This is a genomic window from Acidovorax sp., from assembly GCF_046294525.1.
In the GTDB taxonomy this organism is placed as follows: domain Bacteria; phylum Pseudomonadota; class Gammaproteobacteria; order Burkholderiales; family Burkholderiaceae_C; genus Acidovorax.
Genome location: NZ_JBKBKQ010000002.1, coordinates 184,120 through 202,129, shown reverse-complemented (window position 1 = coordinate 202,129; position 18,010 = coordinate 184,120). Strand labels below are relative to the sequence as shown.

The 18,010-nt window shown below is 66.5% G+C and carries 16 protein-coding genes; 5 read left to right on the top strand and 11 right to left on the bottom strand.

The features are described from left to right. Positions 1-22: 22 nt before the first annotated feature. From ACK4HJ_RS03285 to ACK4HJ_RS03265, 5 genes are all read left to right on the top strand, one after another. Positions 23-1,303, top strand: coding sequence for a TRAP transporter large permease subunit (locus tag ACK4HJ_RS03285; RefSeq protein WP_409827683.1), 1,281 nt, complete (start codon positions 23-25; stop codon positions 1,301-1,303). A gap of 72 nt (positions 1,304-1,375) precedes the next feature. Beyond that, complete coding sequence (locus ACK4HJ_RS03280) at positions 1,376-2,380, top strand: TRAP transporter substrate-binding protein (RefSeq protein WP_409827681.1); 1,005 nt, start codon at positions 1,376-1,378, stop codon at positions 2,378-2,380. A gap of 83 nt (positions 2,381-2,463) precedes the next feature. Then, positions 2,464-3,381 (top strand): shikimate dehydrogenase, encoded by a 918-nt coding sequence (locus ACK4HJ_RS03275; protein WP_409827680.1) that lies wholly within the window; start codon positions 2,464-2,466, stop codon positions 3,379-3,381. A 36-nt stretch (positions 3,382-3,417) separates the two neighbouring features. After that, positions 3,418-4,317, top strand: coding sequence for a VOC family protein (locus ACK4HJ_RS03270; protein WP_409827678.1), 900 nt, complete (start codon positions 3,418-3,420; stop codon positions 4,315-4,317). Positions 4,318-4,332: 15 nt separating this feature from the next. Continuing rightward, complete coding sequence (locus tag ACK4HJ_RS03265) at positions 4,333-5,238, top strand: sugar phosphate isomerase/epimerase family protein (protein WP_409827677.1); 906 nt, start codon at positions 4,333-4,335, stop codon at positions 5,236-5,238. Between the two features lie 24 nt (positions 5,239-5,262). On the opposite strand, the gene ACK4HJ_RS03260 is transcribed toward ACK4HJ_RS03265, so the two are convergent. The 11 genes from ACK4HJ_RS03260 to ACK4HJ_RS03210 all read right to left on the bottom strand — a co-directional run bounded on the left by ACK4HJ_RS03260 (position 5,263) and on the right by ACK4HJ_RS03210 (position 18,003). Further along, positions 5,263-5,718 carry a nuclear transport factor 2 family protein gene (locus tag ACK4HJ_RS03260; RefSeq protein WP_409827675.1) on the bottom strand — a complete coding sequence of 152 codons (456 nt, stop codon included), beginning with the start codon at positions 5,716-5,718 and terminating at the stop codon, positions 5,263-5,265. Positions 5,719-5,724: 6 nt separating this feature from the next. Next, a complete protein-coding gene (locus ACK4HJ_RS03255) occupies positions 5,725-6,507 on the bottom strand; it encodes an SDR family NAD(P)-dependent oxidoreductase (protein WP_409827673.1) in 783 nt (260 codons plus the stop codon). After that, positions 6,504-7,046 carry a DUF3833 domain-containing protein gene (locus ACK4HJ_RS03250; RefSeq protein ID WP_409827671.1) on the bottom strand — a complete coding sequence of 181 codons (543 nt, stop codon included), beginning with the start codon at positions 7,044-7,046 and terminating at the stop codon, positions 6,504-6,506. The genes ACK4HJ_RS03255 and ACK4HJ_RS03250 overlap by 4 nt, the downstream gene beginning before the upstream one ends. Positions 7,047-7,072: 26 nt before the next feature. Continuing rightward, complete coding sequence (locus tag ACK4HJ_RS03245; protein WP_409827670.1) at positions 7,073-8,365, bottom strand: MFS transporter; 1,293 nt, start codon at positions 8,363-8,365, stop codon at positions 7,073-7,075. After that, positions 8,362-8,877 (bottom strand): chalcone isomerase family protein, encoded by a 516-nt coding sequence (locus tag ACK4HJ_RS03240; protein ID WP_409827669.1) that lies wholly within the window; start codon positions 8,875-8,877, stop codon positions 8,362-8,364. Before ACK4HJ_RS03240 ends, ACK4HJ_RS03245 begins: the two co-directional genes overlap by 4 nt. 70 nt (positions 8,878-8,947) lie before the next feature. Further along, complete coding sequence (locus ACK4HJ_RS03235) at positions 8,948-10,171, bottom strand: class I SAM-dependent methyltransferase (RefSeq protein WP_409828087.1); 1,224 nt, start codon at positions 10,169-10,171, stop codon at positions 8,948-8,950. A gap of 26 nt (positions 10,172-10,197) precedes the next feature. Continuing rightward, on the bottom strand, positions 10,198-10,989 hold the full coding sequence (locus tag ACK4HJ_RS03230; protein ID WP_409827667.1) for a DUF1365 domain-containing protein: 792 nt from the start codon (positions 10,987-10,989) through the stop codon (positions 10,198-10,200). Next, complete coding sequence (locus tag ACK4HJ_RS03225) at positions 10,986-12,296, bottom strand: NAD(P)/FAD-dependent oxidoreductase (RefSeq protein ID WP_409827665.1); 1,311 nt, start codon at positions 12,294-12,296, stop codon at positions 10,986-10,988. The genes ACK4HJ_RS03230 and ACK4HJ_RS03225 overlap by 4 nt, the downstream gene beginning before the upstream one ends. 244 nt (positions 12,297-12,540) lie before the next feature. Beyond that, positions 12,541-13,119 (bottom strand): glutathione peroxidase, encoded by a 579-nt coding sequence (locus ACK4HJ_RS03220; RefSeq protein ID WP_409827663.1) that lies wholly within the window; start codon positions 13,117-13,119, stop codon positions 12,541-12,543. 429 nt (positions 13,120-13,548) lie between these two features. After that, positions 13,549-14,751: an HD-GYP domain-containing protein gene (locus tag ACK4HJ_RS03215; RefSeq protein ID WP_409827662.1), complete on the bottom strand. Its 1,203-nt coding sequence runs from the start codon at positions 14,749-14,751 to the stop codon at positions 13,549-13,551. Between the two features lie 117 nt (positions 14,752-14,868). After that, a complete protein-coding gene (locus ACK4HJ_RS03210) occupies positions 14,869-18,003 on the bottom strand; it encodes an efflux RND transporter permease subunit (RefSeq protein WP_409827660.1) in 3,135 nt (1,044 codons plus the stop codon). Positions 18,004-18,010 lie beyond the last annotated feature (7 nt).

The window sequence follows — 18,010 nt, the reverse complement described above, 5'->3', positions numbered from 1 at the left end:
CCCTCCGCACAGGCTCTCCACCATGACCGTCACCATCTTCCTCGGCTCCCTGCTGCTCGCCATGGCGATCGGCATTCCCATCGCGTTTGCGCTGCTCATCAGCGGCGTGGCGCTGATGTGGCACTTGGACCTGTTCGATGCGCAGATCCTGGCGCAGAACGTGATCAACGGTGCCGACAGCTTTCCGCTGCTGGCCGTGCCCTTCTTCATGCTCGCGGGCGAGATCATGAATGTGGGCGGCCTGTCCAAGCGCATCGTGAAGCTGGCACTCACGCTGGTCGGCCACGTGCCCGGCGGACTGGGTTATGTGGCCATCATGGCGGCAGTGATCCTGGCTGCCGTGTCGGGCTCGGCCGTGGCCGATGCTGCAGCGCTGGCCTCCCTGCTGCTGCCCATGATGGTGGCAGCAGGCCACAACAAGGAGCGCTCGGCCGGGCTCATTGCGTCGGCCGGCATCATCGCCCCGGTAATTCCACCGTCCATCGGTTTCGTGATCTTTGGCGTGGCAGCCAACGTATCTATCAGCAAGCTGTTTCTGGCAGGCATCGTGCCGGGCATCCTGCTGGGCTTGGCGCTGGCCCTCACTTGGTGGTGGCTGGTGCGGCGCGAAGATGTGGCGCCCCCCAAGCGCGCCACCCGCGCCGAACTGGGCGTGGCCCTGCGCGAAGCCGTGTGGGCGCTGGGCCTGCCCATCATCATCCTGGTGGGGCTGCGCATGGGTGTCTTCACCCCCACCGAAGCCGCCGTGGTGGCCGCCGTGTATGCGCTGTTCGTGTCCATGGTGGTCTACCGCGAGCTGAGCTGGCGCCAGCTGGCCGACGTCTTCCGCGCCTCGGCCCGCACCAGCGCGGTGGTGATGTTCCTGGTGGCGGCCGCCATGGTGTCCGCCTGGCTGATCACCGTGGCCGACCTGCCCTCCAAGGTCATCGGCATGCTGAAGCCCTTCATGGGCAACCAGACGCTGCTGCTGATCGCCATCATGCTGCTGGTCATGGTGGTGGGCACGGCGATGGACATGACGCCCACCATCCTCATCCTTACACCGGTGCTGATGCCTGTGGTCAAGGCCGCAGGCATCGACCCGGTGTATTTCGGCGTGCTCTTCATCATCAACAACGCCATTGGACTCATCACGCCGCCGGTGGGCACGGTGCTCAACGTGGTGGCCGGGGTAGGTCGCATTTCCATGTCGCAGGTCACCCGGGGTGTCATGCCGTTCATGCTGGCCCAGTTGGTCGTGATGTTCCTGCTGGTGCTGTTCCCCTCCATCGTCATGGTGCCGCTGCGCTGGCTGAGTGGTTGACCCCGTCTGCGCCCCGGCCCTTTTCTTTCCGCTCCGTTTCTGCCCCGCCTAAAAACCCAAGGAGACATTTCCATGAAGCTGCTCAAAACCCTGTTCGCCACGGCCCTGGTTGCCACCTCGCTGCTGTCCGCCGCACATGCCCAGGAACGCACCATCAAGTTCGCCTTCCAGAACCAGAAGGACCACCCGCAGGCGCAGGGTGCACAAAAGTTTGCCGACCTGGTGGCGGCCAAGACCAATGGCCGCATCGCCGTCAAACTCTTCCCCGGCGGCACGCTGGGCGGCGACCTGCAGACCGTGTCGGCACTGCAAGGTGGCACGGTGGAGATGACGGTGCTCAACGCCGGCATCCTGTCCGCTCAGGCCAAGGAATTTGGCATCTACGACTTCCCGTTCCTGTTCGCCACACCGCAAGAGGCTGACGCCGTGACGGACGGCCCGTTCGGCAAGAAGCTGCTCGACAAACTGCAGGCCAAAAATCTGGTGGGCCTGGGCTACTGGGAGCTGGGTTTCCGCAACCTCACCAACAGCAAGCGCCCGATTACCAAAGCCGAAGACATTGCAGGGCTCAAGATCCGCGTGATCCAGTCGCCGATCTACATCGACCTCTTCAACGCGCTGGGCGCCAATGCCGTGCCCATGCCTTTCCCCGAGCTGTATACCGCCATGGAACAGAAGGCCGTGGACGGCCAGGAGAACCCGTTCTCCACCATCCTGTCGTCCAAGTTTGCCGAGGTGCAGAAGTACCTCACTGTGACGCGCCACATGTACAACCCCCAGGCCGTGCTCGTGAGCAAGAAGTTCTGGGACAGTCTGAACCCCGCTGACCAGAAGGCGCTGAACGAGGCCATGGCCGAAGCCACGACCTTCCAGCGCGGCGTGTCGCGCGTGCAGGCCAACGTGGCGCTCGAAGACCTCAAGAAGGCGGGCATGCAGGTGTCCGAGTTCTCGCCCGCCGAGCTGGACAAGCTGCGCGCCAAGGTGAAACCCGTCGTTGAAAAACACAGCGAGAAGGTGGGCGCCGAGACCGTGCAAGAGGTCTATTCCACGCTGGCCAAACTGCGCGGCGGCAAGTAAGCCACCGCCGCCACCCCTGTGCTGCCGTGCGGTGAACACACCACCAACCCGGCAGCGCGCTCACCCCGTATTCCGCCCGCCCCATGAGCCTCCAGCTCCTCGATCCCCCGGTCATCCCCACCACGTCCACCATGTCCACCATGTCTTCCACTAGCCCCCGCAAGGTGCTGATCGGGCTGATCGGTGCCGGCATCCAGAAGTCGCTGTCGCCGGCCCTGCACGAAGAAGAAGCACGCCACCACGGCATGCGTCTGCACTACCAGCTCATCGACCTGGACCGCTCGGCCTCCTCGGTGGAGCATCTGCCCACGCTGCTGTCGGCGGCACGCATCATGGGCTATGCAGGTTGCAATGTGACCTACCCCTGCAAGCAGGCCGTCATCCCGCACCTTGACAGCCTGTCGGAGGAAGCACAGGCCATGGGCGCCGTGAACACCGTGGTCATCCAGGGCGGAAAACTCGTGGGACACAACACCGACGGATCGGGTTGGGCCTGGGGCTTTACCCGCGCGCTGCCCGGTGCCGACCTGCGCCGCGTGGTGCTGCTGGGAGCGGGTGGCGCGGGCGCTGCGATTGCCCATGCCGTGCTGCGCCTGGGCGCCGAGCACCTGAGCATCGTCGATGCGCAGCCTGAGCGTGCGGCACACCTGGCGGCCGACGTGAATGCGCTCTATGGGGCCCGTGCCGAAGCGGCTGACATCCAAACAGCCATGGCGCAAGCCACCGGCCTGATCCACGCCACGCCCACCGGCATGGACAAGCTGCCCGGCCTGCCGCTGGATGTGGCGCTGTTGCGGCCCACGATGTGGGTGTCCGAGGTGGTGTATTTCCCGCTCGACACCGCGCTGGTGCAGGCCGCGCGCGCACTGGGCTGCCGCGTGTCGGACGGTGGCGGCATGGCCGTAGGCCAGGCCGTGGGCGCGTTCAAGCTGTTCACCGGCGAGGCGCCCGACGCGGCACGCATGGACGCACATTTTCGCCGCCTGGTCAGCGCCCGCTGACCCGTTCCGTGCACGACAACACAAGGAGCTGAACCCATGAGCACCCCGATGGTGGCCACCCGCGAAGCGCTGGGCGACATGCCCAACCCCCTGGGCCTGCAGGGCATCGAGTTCATCGAATACGCCACCAGCCGCCCGCAGGCGCTGGGTCAGGCGCTAGGGCGCATGGGCTTCCAGCCCGTGGCACGCCACCGCTCGCGCGAAGTGCTGCTGTACCGCCAGGGCGACATGAACATCATCGTCAACGCCCACCAGGACACCGAACGCACCGGCGTGCATGCGCCGCCCGCACTCACCGAAACACCGGTGCTGGCCGCCATCGCCTTCCGCGTGGGCAATGCGGCCGCAGCATTTCGCCGCGTGCTGGAATTGGGCGCGTGGGCCGTGCACACCGAGGTCGAGGTGATGGAGCTGAACATCCCCGCCATCCACGGCGTGGGCGCGAGCCGCATCTATTTTGTGGACCGCTGGAAGGAGTTTTCGATCTACGACGTGGACTTTGTGCCCATCCCCTCCGTCAGCCCGCACCCGCCCGCACTGCAGGGCCTGCATCTGTTTGGCGTGGTGCAGTACATCGGCCTGGGCCGCGCAGCAGACTGGATTCACTTCTACGCGGAGTTGTTCGGCTTTGCCGAGCTGGCACCCGACCAGTCGTTTGGCGTGCTCACCCATGGCCGCATTTTGGCCAGCCCCTGCGGCACGCTGCACTGGCAGCTGATTGAACCGCTGGTCGATGCGCTGGATGCCGACCACGAGGAGCTGCTGCAGCGCGTGGCCTTTGGCACGCCCGATGTGCTGGCGACCGTGAATGCACTGCGCGCGCGCGGCGTGGAGTTTGTCGAGTCGCCCAAGGGCGTGCACACCGGCACGCGCGGCGCATTGACGCGTGCCGATGCGGCCTCGCCCAGCTTCGAGCTGGTGCGCAGCGCCCGCTGAGCCTGGAGACCGCCCATGCGTCAATCCACCATGCAACGCAACGTCGCCGATTTCGGCATGGACACCATCAGCTTGGCCGGCCCGCTGGAGGCCAAGCTCGCCGCCGTCAAGGCCGCAGGCTTTGGCCAAATCATGCTGGCCGCGCGCGACATCGTGGGCCATCCGCAGGGCATCGAAGCCGCTGTGCACGCGGTGCGCAACAGTGGCCTGCGCGTCACGGGCTTTCAGGTGCTGCGCGATTTCGAGGGCCTGTCGGGCCACCTGCACAGCTACAAGGCGGACATTGCCAAGCAGATGATCCTGATGGCGCGCGACCTGGGCGCACCCGTGCTGCTGGCCTGCAGCTCCACGTCATCGCACGCCACGGCGGATGCCGAGGCCATTGCGCGCGACCTGCGCAAGCTGGCGCTGCTGGCGTTGCCACACGGCATCCGTGTGGCGTTTGAAGGCCTCTCGTGGGGCCGCCACATCAACGAGGTGCACCAGGCGTGGGCGGCCGTGGAGCAGGCCGATTGCCCCAACCTCGGGTTGGCCATCGACTCGTACCACCAGTTCGCCACCAGCACGCCGCTCTCGGCCCTGGAGGATGTGGACCCGGCCAAGATCTACCTCGTGCAGCTTTCGGACTTCATGTGGCAGGAGACCCGCACGGTGCAGGAGCGCATCGAGACCGCGCGGCACTTTCGCGTGTTCCCTGGCGAGGGCGTGCACAGCCAGGCGCTGGCCGAGCTGGTGCGCACGCTGGACGGCATGGGCTACCAGGGCGACTACAGCTTTGAAGTCTTCAACGACGACTACCAGCAGCTGCCGCTGCCCTATGTGGCGCAACGGGCGTGGAACAGTGCGCTGTGGCTGGCCGAAGGCGTGCTGCGGCGCGCGGTGCCGCTGCCGGGGCATCCGCGCATCCGTGCGGCCGGATAAAGGCCCATACCAAGGCCCAGGCTTTCAGCTGTTGGCGCGTTTCTTCAGCCAGCGCATCAGCGCGCCCACCACGGGCAGCTTTTCATACAGCTCTTCGGCCGCGTCCCAGTAATCGCGGTGCAAGGTCACCAGACCTTGCTCGTCGAGCACCAGGTGCGAGGCGCCGCGTACGGTCTGGGTCTCGCCCTTGTCAAAGTTTTTGAACGCAAACAGAAAGTCCCAGGTCAGAAAGCACTGCTGCCCCTGCACCACCCGGCCCGTGACCACGAAACGCGGCTGCTCCAGTGCCTCGAACATGTGGGCAAAGATGCCCTGGATGGCAGGCACGCCCGCCACCTCGTTGAACGGGTCTTTGAAACGCGCCTGGGGCGCGTAGAACTGACCGATGGTCGCCACATCGGCGGGCGACAGGTTCTCGAAAAACGCAATGACGCGTGTGACGGCTTCTTCGGTGGCGGGGGCGGTGTAAGGGGGCTGCATGGAAACTCAGAGTCCCGTGAACTTGCGGACGGCTGGAAAGTACCACCGGTAGGGGAGCAGCCGCAGCAGCTTCATCACGCGCGTAAAACGCTTGGGAAAGTGGATGTCGAACTGCCCGCGCGCCCAGCCCTGCAGGATGGCGTCGGCTGCCGCTTCGGGCGAGATGAGCGCAGGCATGGTGAAGTCGTTGCCCGCCGTGAGCGGCGTGGCCACAAAGCCGGGGTTGATCACGCTCACGCCCAGGCCCAGGTCGTGCAGGTCCAGGTACAGCGCCTCGGCCAGGTTGATGAGCGCGGCCTTGGTGGGGCCGTAGGCCAAGCTCTTGGGCAGGCCCCGGAACCCCGCCACGCTGCTGATGAGGCTCACATGCCCTGGGCGACTCGCCTGGGCAGCGGTGAGCATGGCGGGCAGCACGGCGGCCAGTACATGCAGTGCGCCGTTGTAGTTGATCTGCTCGTGGCGCAGCATCACGGTCAGGTCGAAGTCGGTCGCGCGCATGTCGCGGTAGTAGCCCGCGCAGTAGCACACCAGGTCGGGTGCGCCAGCCGCCAGCACCTGCGCGGCGGCGGCTTGCACCTGGGCGGGCTCGCCCGTGTCAAAAGCCAGCGCCGTGCTGCCGGGGTGCTGCACCACAAAGGCATTCAGTGCATCGCCGCTGCGGGCCGAGACGATGACCTGCGCGCCGCGCGCATGCAGCGCCGCCGCCGTGGCCCGGCCAATGCCGCTGCTGGCCCCGATGAGCCAGGCCCGGCGGCCCTTCCAATCGCGCAAGGGGGGGTTGAGTTTCATGGTGCGCGCTTGGTAAAGGACAGGGTGATTTCGCCGAGCCGCACGCCGAACTTGCTCATGGTGGCGCGGTTGAGCATCACGCGGTCGTCGATGAGGTACATCCAGTCGTCCAGATCCACGTTGTAGACCTTGCCGTCCACGGGCAGGGCCAGCGTGTAGTTCCAGCGGAAGGCGTTACCGCGCGTCTGGCCGTTGGCCGTGCCCACCACATCGTCGGCAGTGCCGGTGTAGCGGCCGTCGGCATGCTTCACCAGGCGCCAGATGCGGCGCTGCGTGGTGCCGTCGGAATAGGTGAAGGCTTCATCCAGCACGCCCTCGTTGCCCTGCCAGCTGCAGTCCATCACCACGGTGAAGCGTTTGACGATCTGGCCGCTGCGGTCCTGGAAGATGCCGTAGGCGTCGATCTTGCCGTTGAAATACTGGGCCAGATCGAGCACCGGTTTTTCGCTGGCGTAGCTATCGAGGTTCTGGCTGGCGCAGCCGGACAGCACCACGGGCGCGGCCACAGCGGCCGAAAGGAGGAGGCGTCTTTGCATCATGGTGGTGGGCCTTGGTCGGTTCGAATTTAGACAAGCGCTGCGCCACGCGGGCGCCGCAGGATGAGGAGATAAAGCGCTGCCGCAGCGGTGAGCTTGAGCACGCAGGGCAGCACGGCATAGGCCAGCCCCAGGGTGTGCAGGCCGTCGTCGCTGCGTGTGCCCGGCGTGTAGCCCCACCAGCCCAGCAGCGGCAGCGCCAGGCCTGCGGCCAGTGCCAGGTTGAGCTTGGTGGCAAAGTTCCACCAGCCAAAGTAGGCGCCCTCGTGCTGGCCGCTGTCGCCCTCGGCGGCAATCACGCCGGCGAGCAAGGCGCTGGGCAGGGCCAGGTCGGTGCCCAGCGCCACGCCCGACAGCGCACAGACGATGAGGAACGGCACCACATCACCCGCGCCCAGAAACGCGGTCCACACAAACACGGCAATCGCCAGCAGCATGCCCGCCAGCCAGGTGCGCGCCAGGCCCCAGCGCGCCACGGCGCGCAGCCACAACGGAATGGACAGCGCAGCGCACACAAAGTAGGCCGCGAGGAACATCGGCTCCTGCGCGGGCGGAGCCTGCAGGCGGTCCTGGATGAAGAACAGCACCAGCGTGGCCGGGATGGCGCTCGCAATGCCGTTGAGCATGAACACCGCTAGCAGGCGGCGGAAGGCGGGCCGCCCCCAGGGCCGCCACAGGCTGGCGCGTTGGGGCGGGCGGTACACGCCGGCCACGGCGCCCGCGTGGCTTTGGGGGCGCGGGGCGCGCGTCCACGCCCACCAGCCCAGCAGCAAGGTGGACGCAAACACGCTGAGCATGACCGGCAGGCCCAGCAGCGCGGGCAGTACCGACGCCGTCACCACGCCCACCAGTGCAGCACCCTCGCGCCAGGCCACGATGCGGCCGCGCTGCAGCTCGTCGCCGCCCAGGCGTGCGCCCCAGGACTGGTGCGCAATGCCCAGTTGGCTGTAGGCCGTGTAGGTGATGAGCAGCGCCACCAGTGCCCACGCAATCAGCGCATCGGGCCCGCGCACCTGCGGGAAGAACAGGCTCGTCAGCCCCAGCGTCAGCACCACCGCCGACATCGCGCCCACTGCCAGCACGGCGCGCACCGAGCGGCCAAAAAGGTAGTCCGACAAGCGGCCAAGCAGCGGGTCCGACACCGCATCAAACAGCCGCGCCGCCAGAAGCACCCAGCCCAGCGTGGCCAGTGGCATGCCGAACTCGCGCGCATAGTGGTTGGGCAGAAGCACGTACAGCGGCAGCGCCACAAACGCCAGCGGCAGGCCCAGCAGCCCATAGGCCAGGCCTGCGCTGGCGCGGATGGGCTGCGTGAAGGTCATGGTTGGCCTGCAGTGCGGGTGGCGGCCAGCAGCTGTTGCCGAAGGCTGGGCTCGGAGGTCTGGGGCGAGAGCCAGATGCCGAAGAAGAGGCGCGAGAACTCGGCGTCCGCCACCTCACCCACCACGCGCCCACCCATCTTGAACGTAGCACCCACGCCGGGCTGGTGGATGCCCAGCAGGCGGTCGCCCGATGTCACGTCCGGCAGTGCGGCCTGCAGGGCCTGCTGCCAGCGCGCGGCCTGCTCGGGTATGAAGCTGCCCGCGCGGCGCATCTCTTCCAGCGACCGCTTGGCGATGGCCTGCGCTGAAAAGTCGCGGTGGTAGGTCAACTCCAGGGCCAGGGGCTGCGCGCTGTAGTTGGCAGCGTCAAAACCGGGGGACACCCACAGCCGCGCCCTGTACACCTCAAAACCCAGAAAGCGCAGCACGCCCTGGCCCGACAGGCGCAGGCCGGACAGCGGGGCCGCAGCGCCATGTTCGGCCGCGTGCGCCGGTCGCGGTTGCTGCGCCATGGCAAAACTTGAATAAAAACACGTACTAGCGCTTACCAATAAAGCGCTGATAGCTATGCTTTTCATAGCATCAGTCCTTGACCAAGGTGTATTGCACCAGGTCGATATTGCGCATCGCAAACGCCGCTTCGCAGTACGCAAGGTAGAACTCCCAGATGTGCATGAAACGCTGGTCAAACCCCAGCTGCAGGATTTGCGTGCGCTGTGCCAGAAAGCGCTCGCGCCAGCGTTTGAGGGTTTCGGCGTAGTCCGGGCCAAAGGCGAACTCGTCCACCACACGCAGGCCCGCCGCCTCGGCCTCGCGGCGGAATTCGCGCGGGCAGGGCAGGCAGCCGCCGGGGAAGATGTATTGCTGGATGAAGTCGGTGGAGCTGATGTAGCGGTCGAACAGGCTGTCGTCGATGACGATGCTCTGGATGCAGGCCTTGCCACCGGGCTTGAGCAGGCGGTTCACCGACTCGAAATAGGTGGGCCAGTATTCGCGGCCCACGGCCTCGACCATCTCGATGGAGCAGATTGCGTCGTACGGGCCGTCCTGGATGTCGCGGTAATCCTGCAGGCGCAGGTCGGCATGCTCGGCCACCCCTTGCTGCACCATGCGCTTTTGCGCAAACGCGAGCTGCTCGGTGGAGAGCGTCACCCCCGTCAGGCGGGCGCCGAATTCCACGGTCGCCATCTCGGCCAGCGCGCCCCAGCCGCAGCCGATCTCCAGCACCCGGGAACCGGACTCCACCCCCGCCATGCGCAAGGCGCGGCGCACCTTGGCGTGCTGCGCGGTGCGCATGTCACCGCCCGCATCGCCCTCGAACCAGGCGGACGAGTAGTTCATCGTGTCGTCCAGCCAGAGTTCATAGAACGCGTTGCCCAGGTCGTAGTGGGCGTGGATGTTTTTCTGGCTGTTGGCGCGGGTGTTGCGGTTGAGCAGGTGTTTGATGCGGTACAGCAGCCGGCCCGCCCAAGTGCCATAGATCACGCCTTCCACCTGCTGGCGGTTGGCGATGAAGAGCTTGAGCAAGTCGGTGAGGTGCGGCGTGGTCCAGTCGCCCGCGATGTAGCTCTCAGCAAAGCCGATGTCGCCGGACTTGAGCGCGGCGCTGCACACGTTCCAGTTCTTGAGCGTGATCGCGGCCGAGGGGCCCTCACCATGGCCGAAATGCTGCAAGGTGCCGTCGGGCAGCTGCACCGTGAGGTGGCCATGCTGCAGACGCTGCAGCAGCTTGAGCGCCGTGCGGGCGGCAGCCGGGGTGCCTGCGGGCAGGGCCAGGGCGGTGCGGGGGGCGGTGGTGGAGTTCATGGCGGCGTTCTCGTTCGTCATGGAATTCAGCGGGTCACGATGGATGCAGGCGCCTCGGGCTTGCGGTGAAAACGCACGCGCTTGAGCCACAGCTGCAGCGCGTGCCAGTGGATGCGGGCAATGACGGCCAGAGTCATCGCGGGGTAGCCCCAGAGCGCCTGGCGCAGGGTTTGGGGGGTGATGGGCTGGAGGGTGCCGCTCACGCTGGTCTGGATGAGCGGGCCTGTGTCGTCGTCGTGGTCGATGCGCACCACGGTGCGGCCTGCATCCTGTGCACTGGCTTCGGTGCGCATGAAGCGGAAACGGTAGCCACCGCTCACCGCGCAGAACGGCGACACATGGAACACCTTGCGCGCCTGCTGTTCCACGCCGTACTGCGGCGCATCCAGCAGGTAGCAATGGCGCTCGCCAAAGGTGTTGTTCACCTCGACCACGATGGCGCGCAGGGGGCCGTCCGCACGGTGGCAGTACCAGAAGCTCACGGGCTTGAAGGTGTAGCCCAGCACACGCGGGTAGCAGTGCAGCCAGACCTCGCCCGTGGCGTCGGTGATGCCTTCGGTGTGCAGAAGCTCGTCCAGCCAGGCCAGCGCACCGCCCTGCGCGGCGCTGCGGCCGTCGCCGTGGTCCACGTCATGGAAGCTGATGGCACCGCTGCGGTTCACGGCTAGCGGAGTTTGGGCACCCGACAAGCTGCGCATCGGCAGCATCAAAAAAAACGTGGGGTAGGCGAACGCATGCCGCCGGGGCCGCAGCCGCGTGTGGCGCACCTGGCCGAAGCCGATGAGGGGCGCTGCGGTGGGGGCCGGGGCGTGGCTCACGCGGCCTCCGCCAGGGGAGCGGGCAGGGCCGCCCGCAATTGCTCGGCCACCGCCAACCCGGATTTCAGGCCGTCTTCATGGAAGCCATAGCCCGTCCAGGCGCCACAGAACCAGGTGTGCTGCTGCCCTTGCAGCTTGCCCACCTGCTGCTGGGCACGGATGGCGGCCATGTCGAACACCGGGTGGGCGTACTCGTAGCTGCCGATCACGTGCTCGGGCGCAATGTCGCGCACCGGGTTCAGCGACACGACCACGGGTTGCGCAAACGGCACGGGCTGCAGCTGGTTGATGAGGTAGTGCAGGCACACGCGGGCCGACTCGCGGCTGCGCTGCTGGGCGCGCTCGTAGTTCCAGGCGGCCCAGGCGGCGCGGCGCTGGGGCAGCACAGACGTATCGGTGTGCAGCACGGCGCGGTTGGCCTGGTAGCGGATGGCGCCGAGCACGGCGCGCTCCTGATTGGTCGGCTGGGCCAGCAGCGCGAGGGACTGGTCGGAGTGTGTGGCCAGCACCACCTTGTCAAAGTGTTCGGTGTGGCCTGCGGTCACCACGCGCACACCGGCGGCGTCGCGTTCGATGCGGCGCACGGGGGTGTTCAGGCGCTTGTCGGCAATGCCCGCCACGATCTTCTCTACATAGTGGCGCGCGCCGCCGGACACCGTCCACCACTGCGGCCGGTTGCTCACCTGGATCAGGCCGTGGTTGTGGCAGAACCGGATCATGGTGGCCACGGGAAACTTCAGCATCTGGTCGGTGGGGCAGCTCCAGATGCAGCCCAGCATGGGCAAGAAGTACCAGTCGCGGAACGCGTCGCCAAAACGGTGCTCGCGCAGGAAGTCGCCCAGGGGCTGCATCAGCGCGGCCTCGGCCTGCTTTTCGGCAATGCGCGTGCAGAGCTTGTTGAAGCGCAGCAGGTCGCGCAGCATGCCCAGAAAGCGCGGGTTGACCAGGTTGGAGCGCTGGGCGAATACGGTGCTGAGGTTGGTGCCGCTCCACTCCAGCGCGCGGCCACCGCCGAGGGCTGCGGGCACCTGCACCGAAAACGACATGTCGGATTGGGCCGTCTCCACGCCCAGCTCAGCCAGCAGGCGGATCAGGTTGGGGTAGGTGCGCTCGTTGAACACCAGAAACCCGGTGTCCACGCCGTGGGTGACGGGGGTGCCCGACGCATCGGGCAAGGTGACATCGACGGTGTGGGTGTGGCCACCGAAGTAGTCGCCGGCCTCAAACAGCGTGATGTCCGCCTGGCCGCGCAGCTGGTGCGCGACGGAGAGCCCAGAGATGCCGGAGCCGATGATGGCGATTTTCATGGCCGGCCCCCTCTGGCCGACTCACGGAATAAAAAGGTTGCGAAGCGTCCCGAAACGAATAAGAGAGGGAGGGAGGAGAAGCGCTCCAGGAGGTCAGTCGGAACCCAGGGGCCCGAAAGGCTTCGCAACGTTAAAACTGTACGGCGCACCTTGGCGTCGCGCAAGGAATAGAGTGAGGCCACTCGCGCGAAGTTCCAGGCCTGAAACCGGTTTTTTTTAAAGAAACGTAAAGAAAACATGGCGGTCACCGGGGTGTGGGGGCGGCAAGCTGCTGCTCGATAGCCCGCACCAGGCCTTTGTTGTCTAGCGCCGTCAGGCTGGAGTACTGGTCCACCACCTTTCCGTCACGCGCCAGCAGGTATTTATGAAAGTTCCAGCGCGGCGCCGTGCCCGACAGCTCGGCCAGTTGACGGAACAGGGGCGATGCTTCTGCCCCCTTCACGCTGCTCTTGGCAAACATGGGGAATTTCACGCCGAAGGTGTTTTCGCAGAAATCAGCGATCTCCTTGTTGCTGCCTTTTTCCTGGGAAAAATCGTTGGACGGAAAGCCGAGCACCACCAGACCCTTGTCCTTGTAGCGGGCATACAGCTCTTCCAGCCCCTTGTACTGACCGGTAAATCCACAGAAGCTGGCCGTGTTGACAACCAGCACCACACGCCCCGCGTACTGGCACAAAGACTGGGGCTTTTCATCCTGAAGGCGAGGGAACGTGTGCTGCAGGGTGGCGGGGCAGGTGGCAGGGCCGTCGGCCGTCTGCGCGATGGCCGGCAAAGATGCAGCGAACGTGACGACGGCCAGCAGGGAGCGAAGGAGGGGTTTCATAGGGGCCTCGACGGAAAGTGCGCTCAATTTAACCGTTCCATCATTTTTTGTCCACATGAGTTTTTATTTGTACTAAGCGGTTTACGTCACAAATTCTGGATTGACATTGGAGCCGTGCGTACGCGGACACACGCTTGCAAGCACACGCGACGGCAACGAGGAGGGGGGGGTAGAAGGCGACGGACCGCAGAGGCGCAACCACGGGCGCTCTGGCGGGCGATGAGCTGCAGCGGCCGTGGACAGGGCGCTGGGCGTGGTCAGTACCAGGAGCCCGGCGGACTTGGAAATCGTCGGCTGCAAATTGACCGCAGCGGCCCCTTTTCGCCGTCTTTTTGCCCCATAGCCGGGCTATAGGGCTGCGAACCCGGCAAAAACTGTCCTCACTGGGGGTCAATTTTTGCTTTCGACGCTCCGAAGTCCGACGGGCTGCTAGGCCAGGCTGAGCAGGCGTTCCAGCGGGAGCTTGACACGCACGTCCTTGAAGGCCACCACGCCGGTGATCTTCCAGGGTGGCATGCCGGATTCGCGGGGAATGGGCTCGCCCGTGGGCATGCCGTCGCGATTGGTCACTACGGCCACGCGCGGAGTGGTGGCGGTGGTACCGCGGCGCACCACCACGCCGACTTCCTGGCTGGCCAGACGCACGAAGGCGCCGGGCGGGTAGACGCCGAGGGTCTTGACGAGGGCAGCGCCCATTTCGTCCACCTGGTGTTCCTCGTCGTAATAGCTGGCCTGCATGGCGGCCGTGACGGGCATGGGCAGGCGGGCCACGCGCGGGGCCAGGCGGGCGCCAAAGATGTCGGCGCGCTGCACCAGCCGGGCCATTTGCTGGGCCTCGGTCTTTTTGGCCAGCGGGCCGGGGGTACGGTGGTGGTGGCAGCGCACGGCCTCCAGCCACAGGGGGTCGGCCACGCCGAGCTGGCGCAGCAGTGCCTCGGAGCGTGCGGCATGGTCTTCCACCGCGGCGATCTGCGCGGCCGTGAGGGGGTGCGTCTGCTGCGCGAGCTGGTCCTGCAACTCGGTCATGGCGATGTTCATGCTCAGCCCCGCGTGCCCGACCTGCTGCACCCGCGCCTCGGGCCAGCGCAGCATTTCCCGCGCGACCACCATGCACACGCAGCTCACCAGCATGGCGTGTGTGGCACTGTACATGCGCGTTTCCTGCGCGGAAAGATAGATCAGTGCCAGCAAGGTGGCGTCGGGGGTCTGCTCCACATGGCGGGTCAGCTCGTCGTGCAGCGCCTGGAAACGCGCGCCAAAGTCGCCCGCCGTGGGCGACCGCAGCAGTTGGGTAGCGCGCAGCTGCAGCTCAGGCCAGTCCGGCGGCAGGCGGCCGGCGCGGGTGCGGCTGTCCTGCTCGGCGGCGGTCATCTTCATGGCCGCGATCTCGCCCAGGCTGGTATCGGCAATCAGCATGCGCTGCAACTGCGCGAGGTAGGCGCGGTGGCTGCCGCCGGACTCATCCGTGTCCACGCACAGCGCGCGCCCGCGGGCCACCAGGCTGGCCAGTTCTTCGCGCGTGCGGATCACATAGCCCTTCTGGGCCAGCAGCACGCCGTCGGACCCGCGCAGCACAAAAGGCAGCGGGTGGCCGAGCTGGATGGATTCGATGTTGAGGCTGACGAGGTTCATGTGCGGCTTGCATTATCCAACGCGCACACCTGTGGCCAAAGTCCGCGCAACGCAGAGGATTGCCCGGCTTTTCAAGGGACAGCAAGGCCCTGCGCCTTGCCGTCCCCCTCCTACGGCCTAGGGAACCGGAGCGGTGGGCGCTGGGGAACCCGGCGGTTCTGCCCGCGCTGCGCCCGTGTCGGGCGCGGCGTGACGGCCCCGGATGCGCCGCAGCAGCCTGCCAAAGCTCTGGCCCACGTCATCCACTCCGGTGAAGACGGCGGGGATGACTAGCAGGCTCAACAGCGTGGAGGTGATGAGCCCCCCGATCACCGCCACCGCCATGGGCGAACGGAAGCTGGCATCCGCCGCACCAAAGCCGATGGCGATGGGCAGCATGCCCGCGCCCATGGCCAGCGTGGTCATGATGATGGGCCGCGCGCGCTTGTGGCAGGCGTCAATGAGCGCCTCGAAGCGCGTCATGCCATGCTCGCGCCGCGCCAGGATGGCGTACTCCACCAGCAGGATGGAGTTCTTCGTGGCAATCCCCATCAGCATGATGAGCCCGATGAGCGACGGCATGGAAAAGCTCTTCTGCGCAATCAGCAGGCCCACAAAAGCCCCACCCAGCGACAGAGGCAGCGCCGCAAGGATGGTCACCGGGTGCAGGAAGTCCTTGAACAGCAGCACCAGCACGATATAGATACAGAGGACGCCGGTGAGCATGGCCAGGCCGAAGCTGGCAAACAGCTCGCCCATCATTTCCGCGTCGCCAATCGTCACCTGGCGCACGCCGGGCGGCAGGTTGCGGATGGAGGGCAGCGCCTCCACGGCCTTGGTCACCTCGCCCAGCGGCAGTCCAGACAGCTCGATCTCGAAGTTCACGTTGCGCGCGCGGTCATACCGGTCCACCACGGCCGGGCCGCCGCTGAACTCCAGCGTGGCCACCTGGCCGAGCATGACCGGGCCTTTGCTGCCCTGCACCGGCAGGCGCTCCAGCAGCGAGAGGTCGCGCCGGGCCTCGTCCTGCAGCTTGACCACGATGGGCACCTGCCGCGATGCCAGGTTGAGCTTGGGCAGCGACACGTCATAGTCCCCCACGGTCGCGATGCGCAGGGTTTCGGCGATGGCGCTGCTGGTCACACCCAGGTCGGCGGCACGCGCAAAGTCGGGCCGCACCGCGATCTCCGAGCGCACCAGGCTGGCGGTGGACGACACGCTGCCCAGGCCCGGTATGGAGCGCAGGTCTTTTTCCACGGCAAGCGCAGCGCTTGTCAGCGCTGCGGGGTCGTCTCCGGTGAGCACCAGCACGTACTTCTCGCCCGACCCGCCCAGGCCCACCTTGCTGCGCACGCCGGGCAGCGTCTCCAGCGCGGCACGGATCTGGTTCTCGATGCCCTGCTTGCGCGGACGCTCGCCACGCGTGGCAAGCAGGATGGTGAGCGTGGCCTTGCGCGTTTCGGCGTTGGCGCTGCCCATGAAGGGGTCGCCCCCCGCCGTGCCGCCGCCAATCGTGGTGTACACGCTTTGCACATGGTCCACCTGGGCAATGCGCTGGCGCGCGTCCTCGGCCACGGCGCGGGTCTGGGCCAGCGTGGCGCCGGGCGGCAACTCCAGGTACACCTGGGTCTGCGAGTTGTCGTCGGGTGGGATGAAGCCTGTGGGCAGCAGCGGGATCAGCGCCAGCGAACCTATGAAGAATGCCGCCGTGCCCAGGAAGGTGATCCACCGGTGCTTGATGCACCACGCCGCCCAGCGCAGGTAGGTGGCCATCCAGCGCGGGTCCTTGTGCTCCCCGACGATGGGCTTGAGCAGATAGGCCGCCATCATGGGCGTCAGCACGCGCGCCACGACCAGGCTGGCAAACACTGCCAGCGATGCGGTCCAGCCGAACTGCTTGAAGAACTTGCCCGCGATGCCGCTCATGAAGGCCGTGGGCAGGAACACCGCAATCAGCGTGAAGGTGGTGGCGACCACGGCCAGGCCGATCTCGTCGGCCGCTTCCATGGCGGCCTGGTAGGGCGACTTGCCCATGCGCAGGTGGCGCACGATGTTTTCCACCTCCACGATGGCGTCGTCCACGAGGATGCCCACCACCAGCGACATGGCCAGCAGGGTGATCACATTGATGGAAAAGCCCAGCAGATGCATGCCAATGAAGGCCGGGATGATGGACAGCGGCAGGGCAACGGCCGACACGAATGTGGCGCGCCAGTCACGCAGAAAGATCCACACCACCAGCACAGCCAGCAGCGCACCTTCATACAGCAGGTGCATGGAGCCGTCGTATTCCTCCTGCACGGGCTGCACGAAGTTGAAGGCCTCGGTCACCTCCAGGTCGGGGTGCTGCTCGCGCAGTTCCTTCAGCGCTTCCTGCACGGCCGCGCCTACCTCCACCTCGCTGGCGCCCTTGCTGCGCGCCACTTCAAAGCCCACCACCGGCTTGCCGTTGAGCAAGGCCATGGCACGCGGCTCGGCGATGGTGTCCGTGACGGTGGCCACCTGGTCCAGGCGGATGTGCCTCCCGTCCGACAGCGCGAGCGTGAGGCCTGCCAACTCTTGAGCCGACTGCACCGTGGCCAGCGTGCGTACGGGCTGTTCGCTGCCGCCCAGGTCGGTGCGGCCGCCCGCGCTTTCGGTCTGCACCAGGCGCAGCTGACGCGACACATCGGCCGCCGTGGCGTCGAGCGCCTGCAGCTTGACGGGGTCCAGCGCCACGTGCACCTGCCGGTCCACGCCGCCCACGCGGGTGACCGCGCCCACGCCGCGCACCGACAGCAGCTTCTTGGCGACGGTGTCATCCACAAACCAGGACAGCGCCTCGTCGTCCATGCGGGCCGATGCGATGGTGAAAGCCAGAACGGGCTGCGCGGCCAGGTCCATCTTGGTCACGATGGGGTCGCGCACGTCGCCAGGCAGGTCGCCGCGCACGCGGGCCACGGCGGAGCGCACGTCGTCCAGCGCCTCCTGCGTGGGCTTCTCCAGCCGGAACTCAGCCGTGATGGTCGCGCCGCCGTCCTGCACCTTGGTGTAGATGTGCTTCAGATCCTGCAGCGTGGCGATGCTGTTTTCGATCTTGCGCGCCACGTCGTTTTCCAGCTGCGCGGGCGATGCGCCGGGCAGCGCCACGGTCACGGAAATGGTGGGCAGGTCAATGTCCGGAAAGTTCTGCACCTTCATGGCGTTGAAGGACAGCAGTCCGCCGAAGGTCAGCAGCACAAACAGCATCAGCGCCGGTATCGGGTTCTTGATAGACCAGGTGGATACATTCATGAAGAAC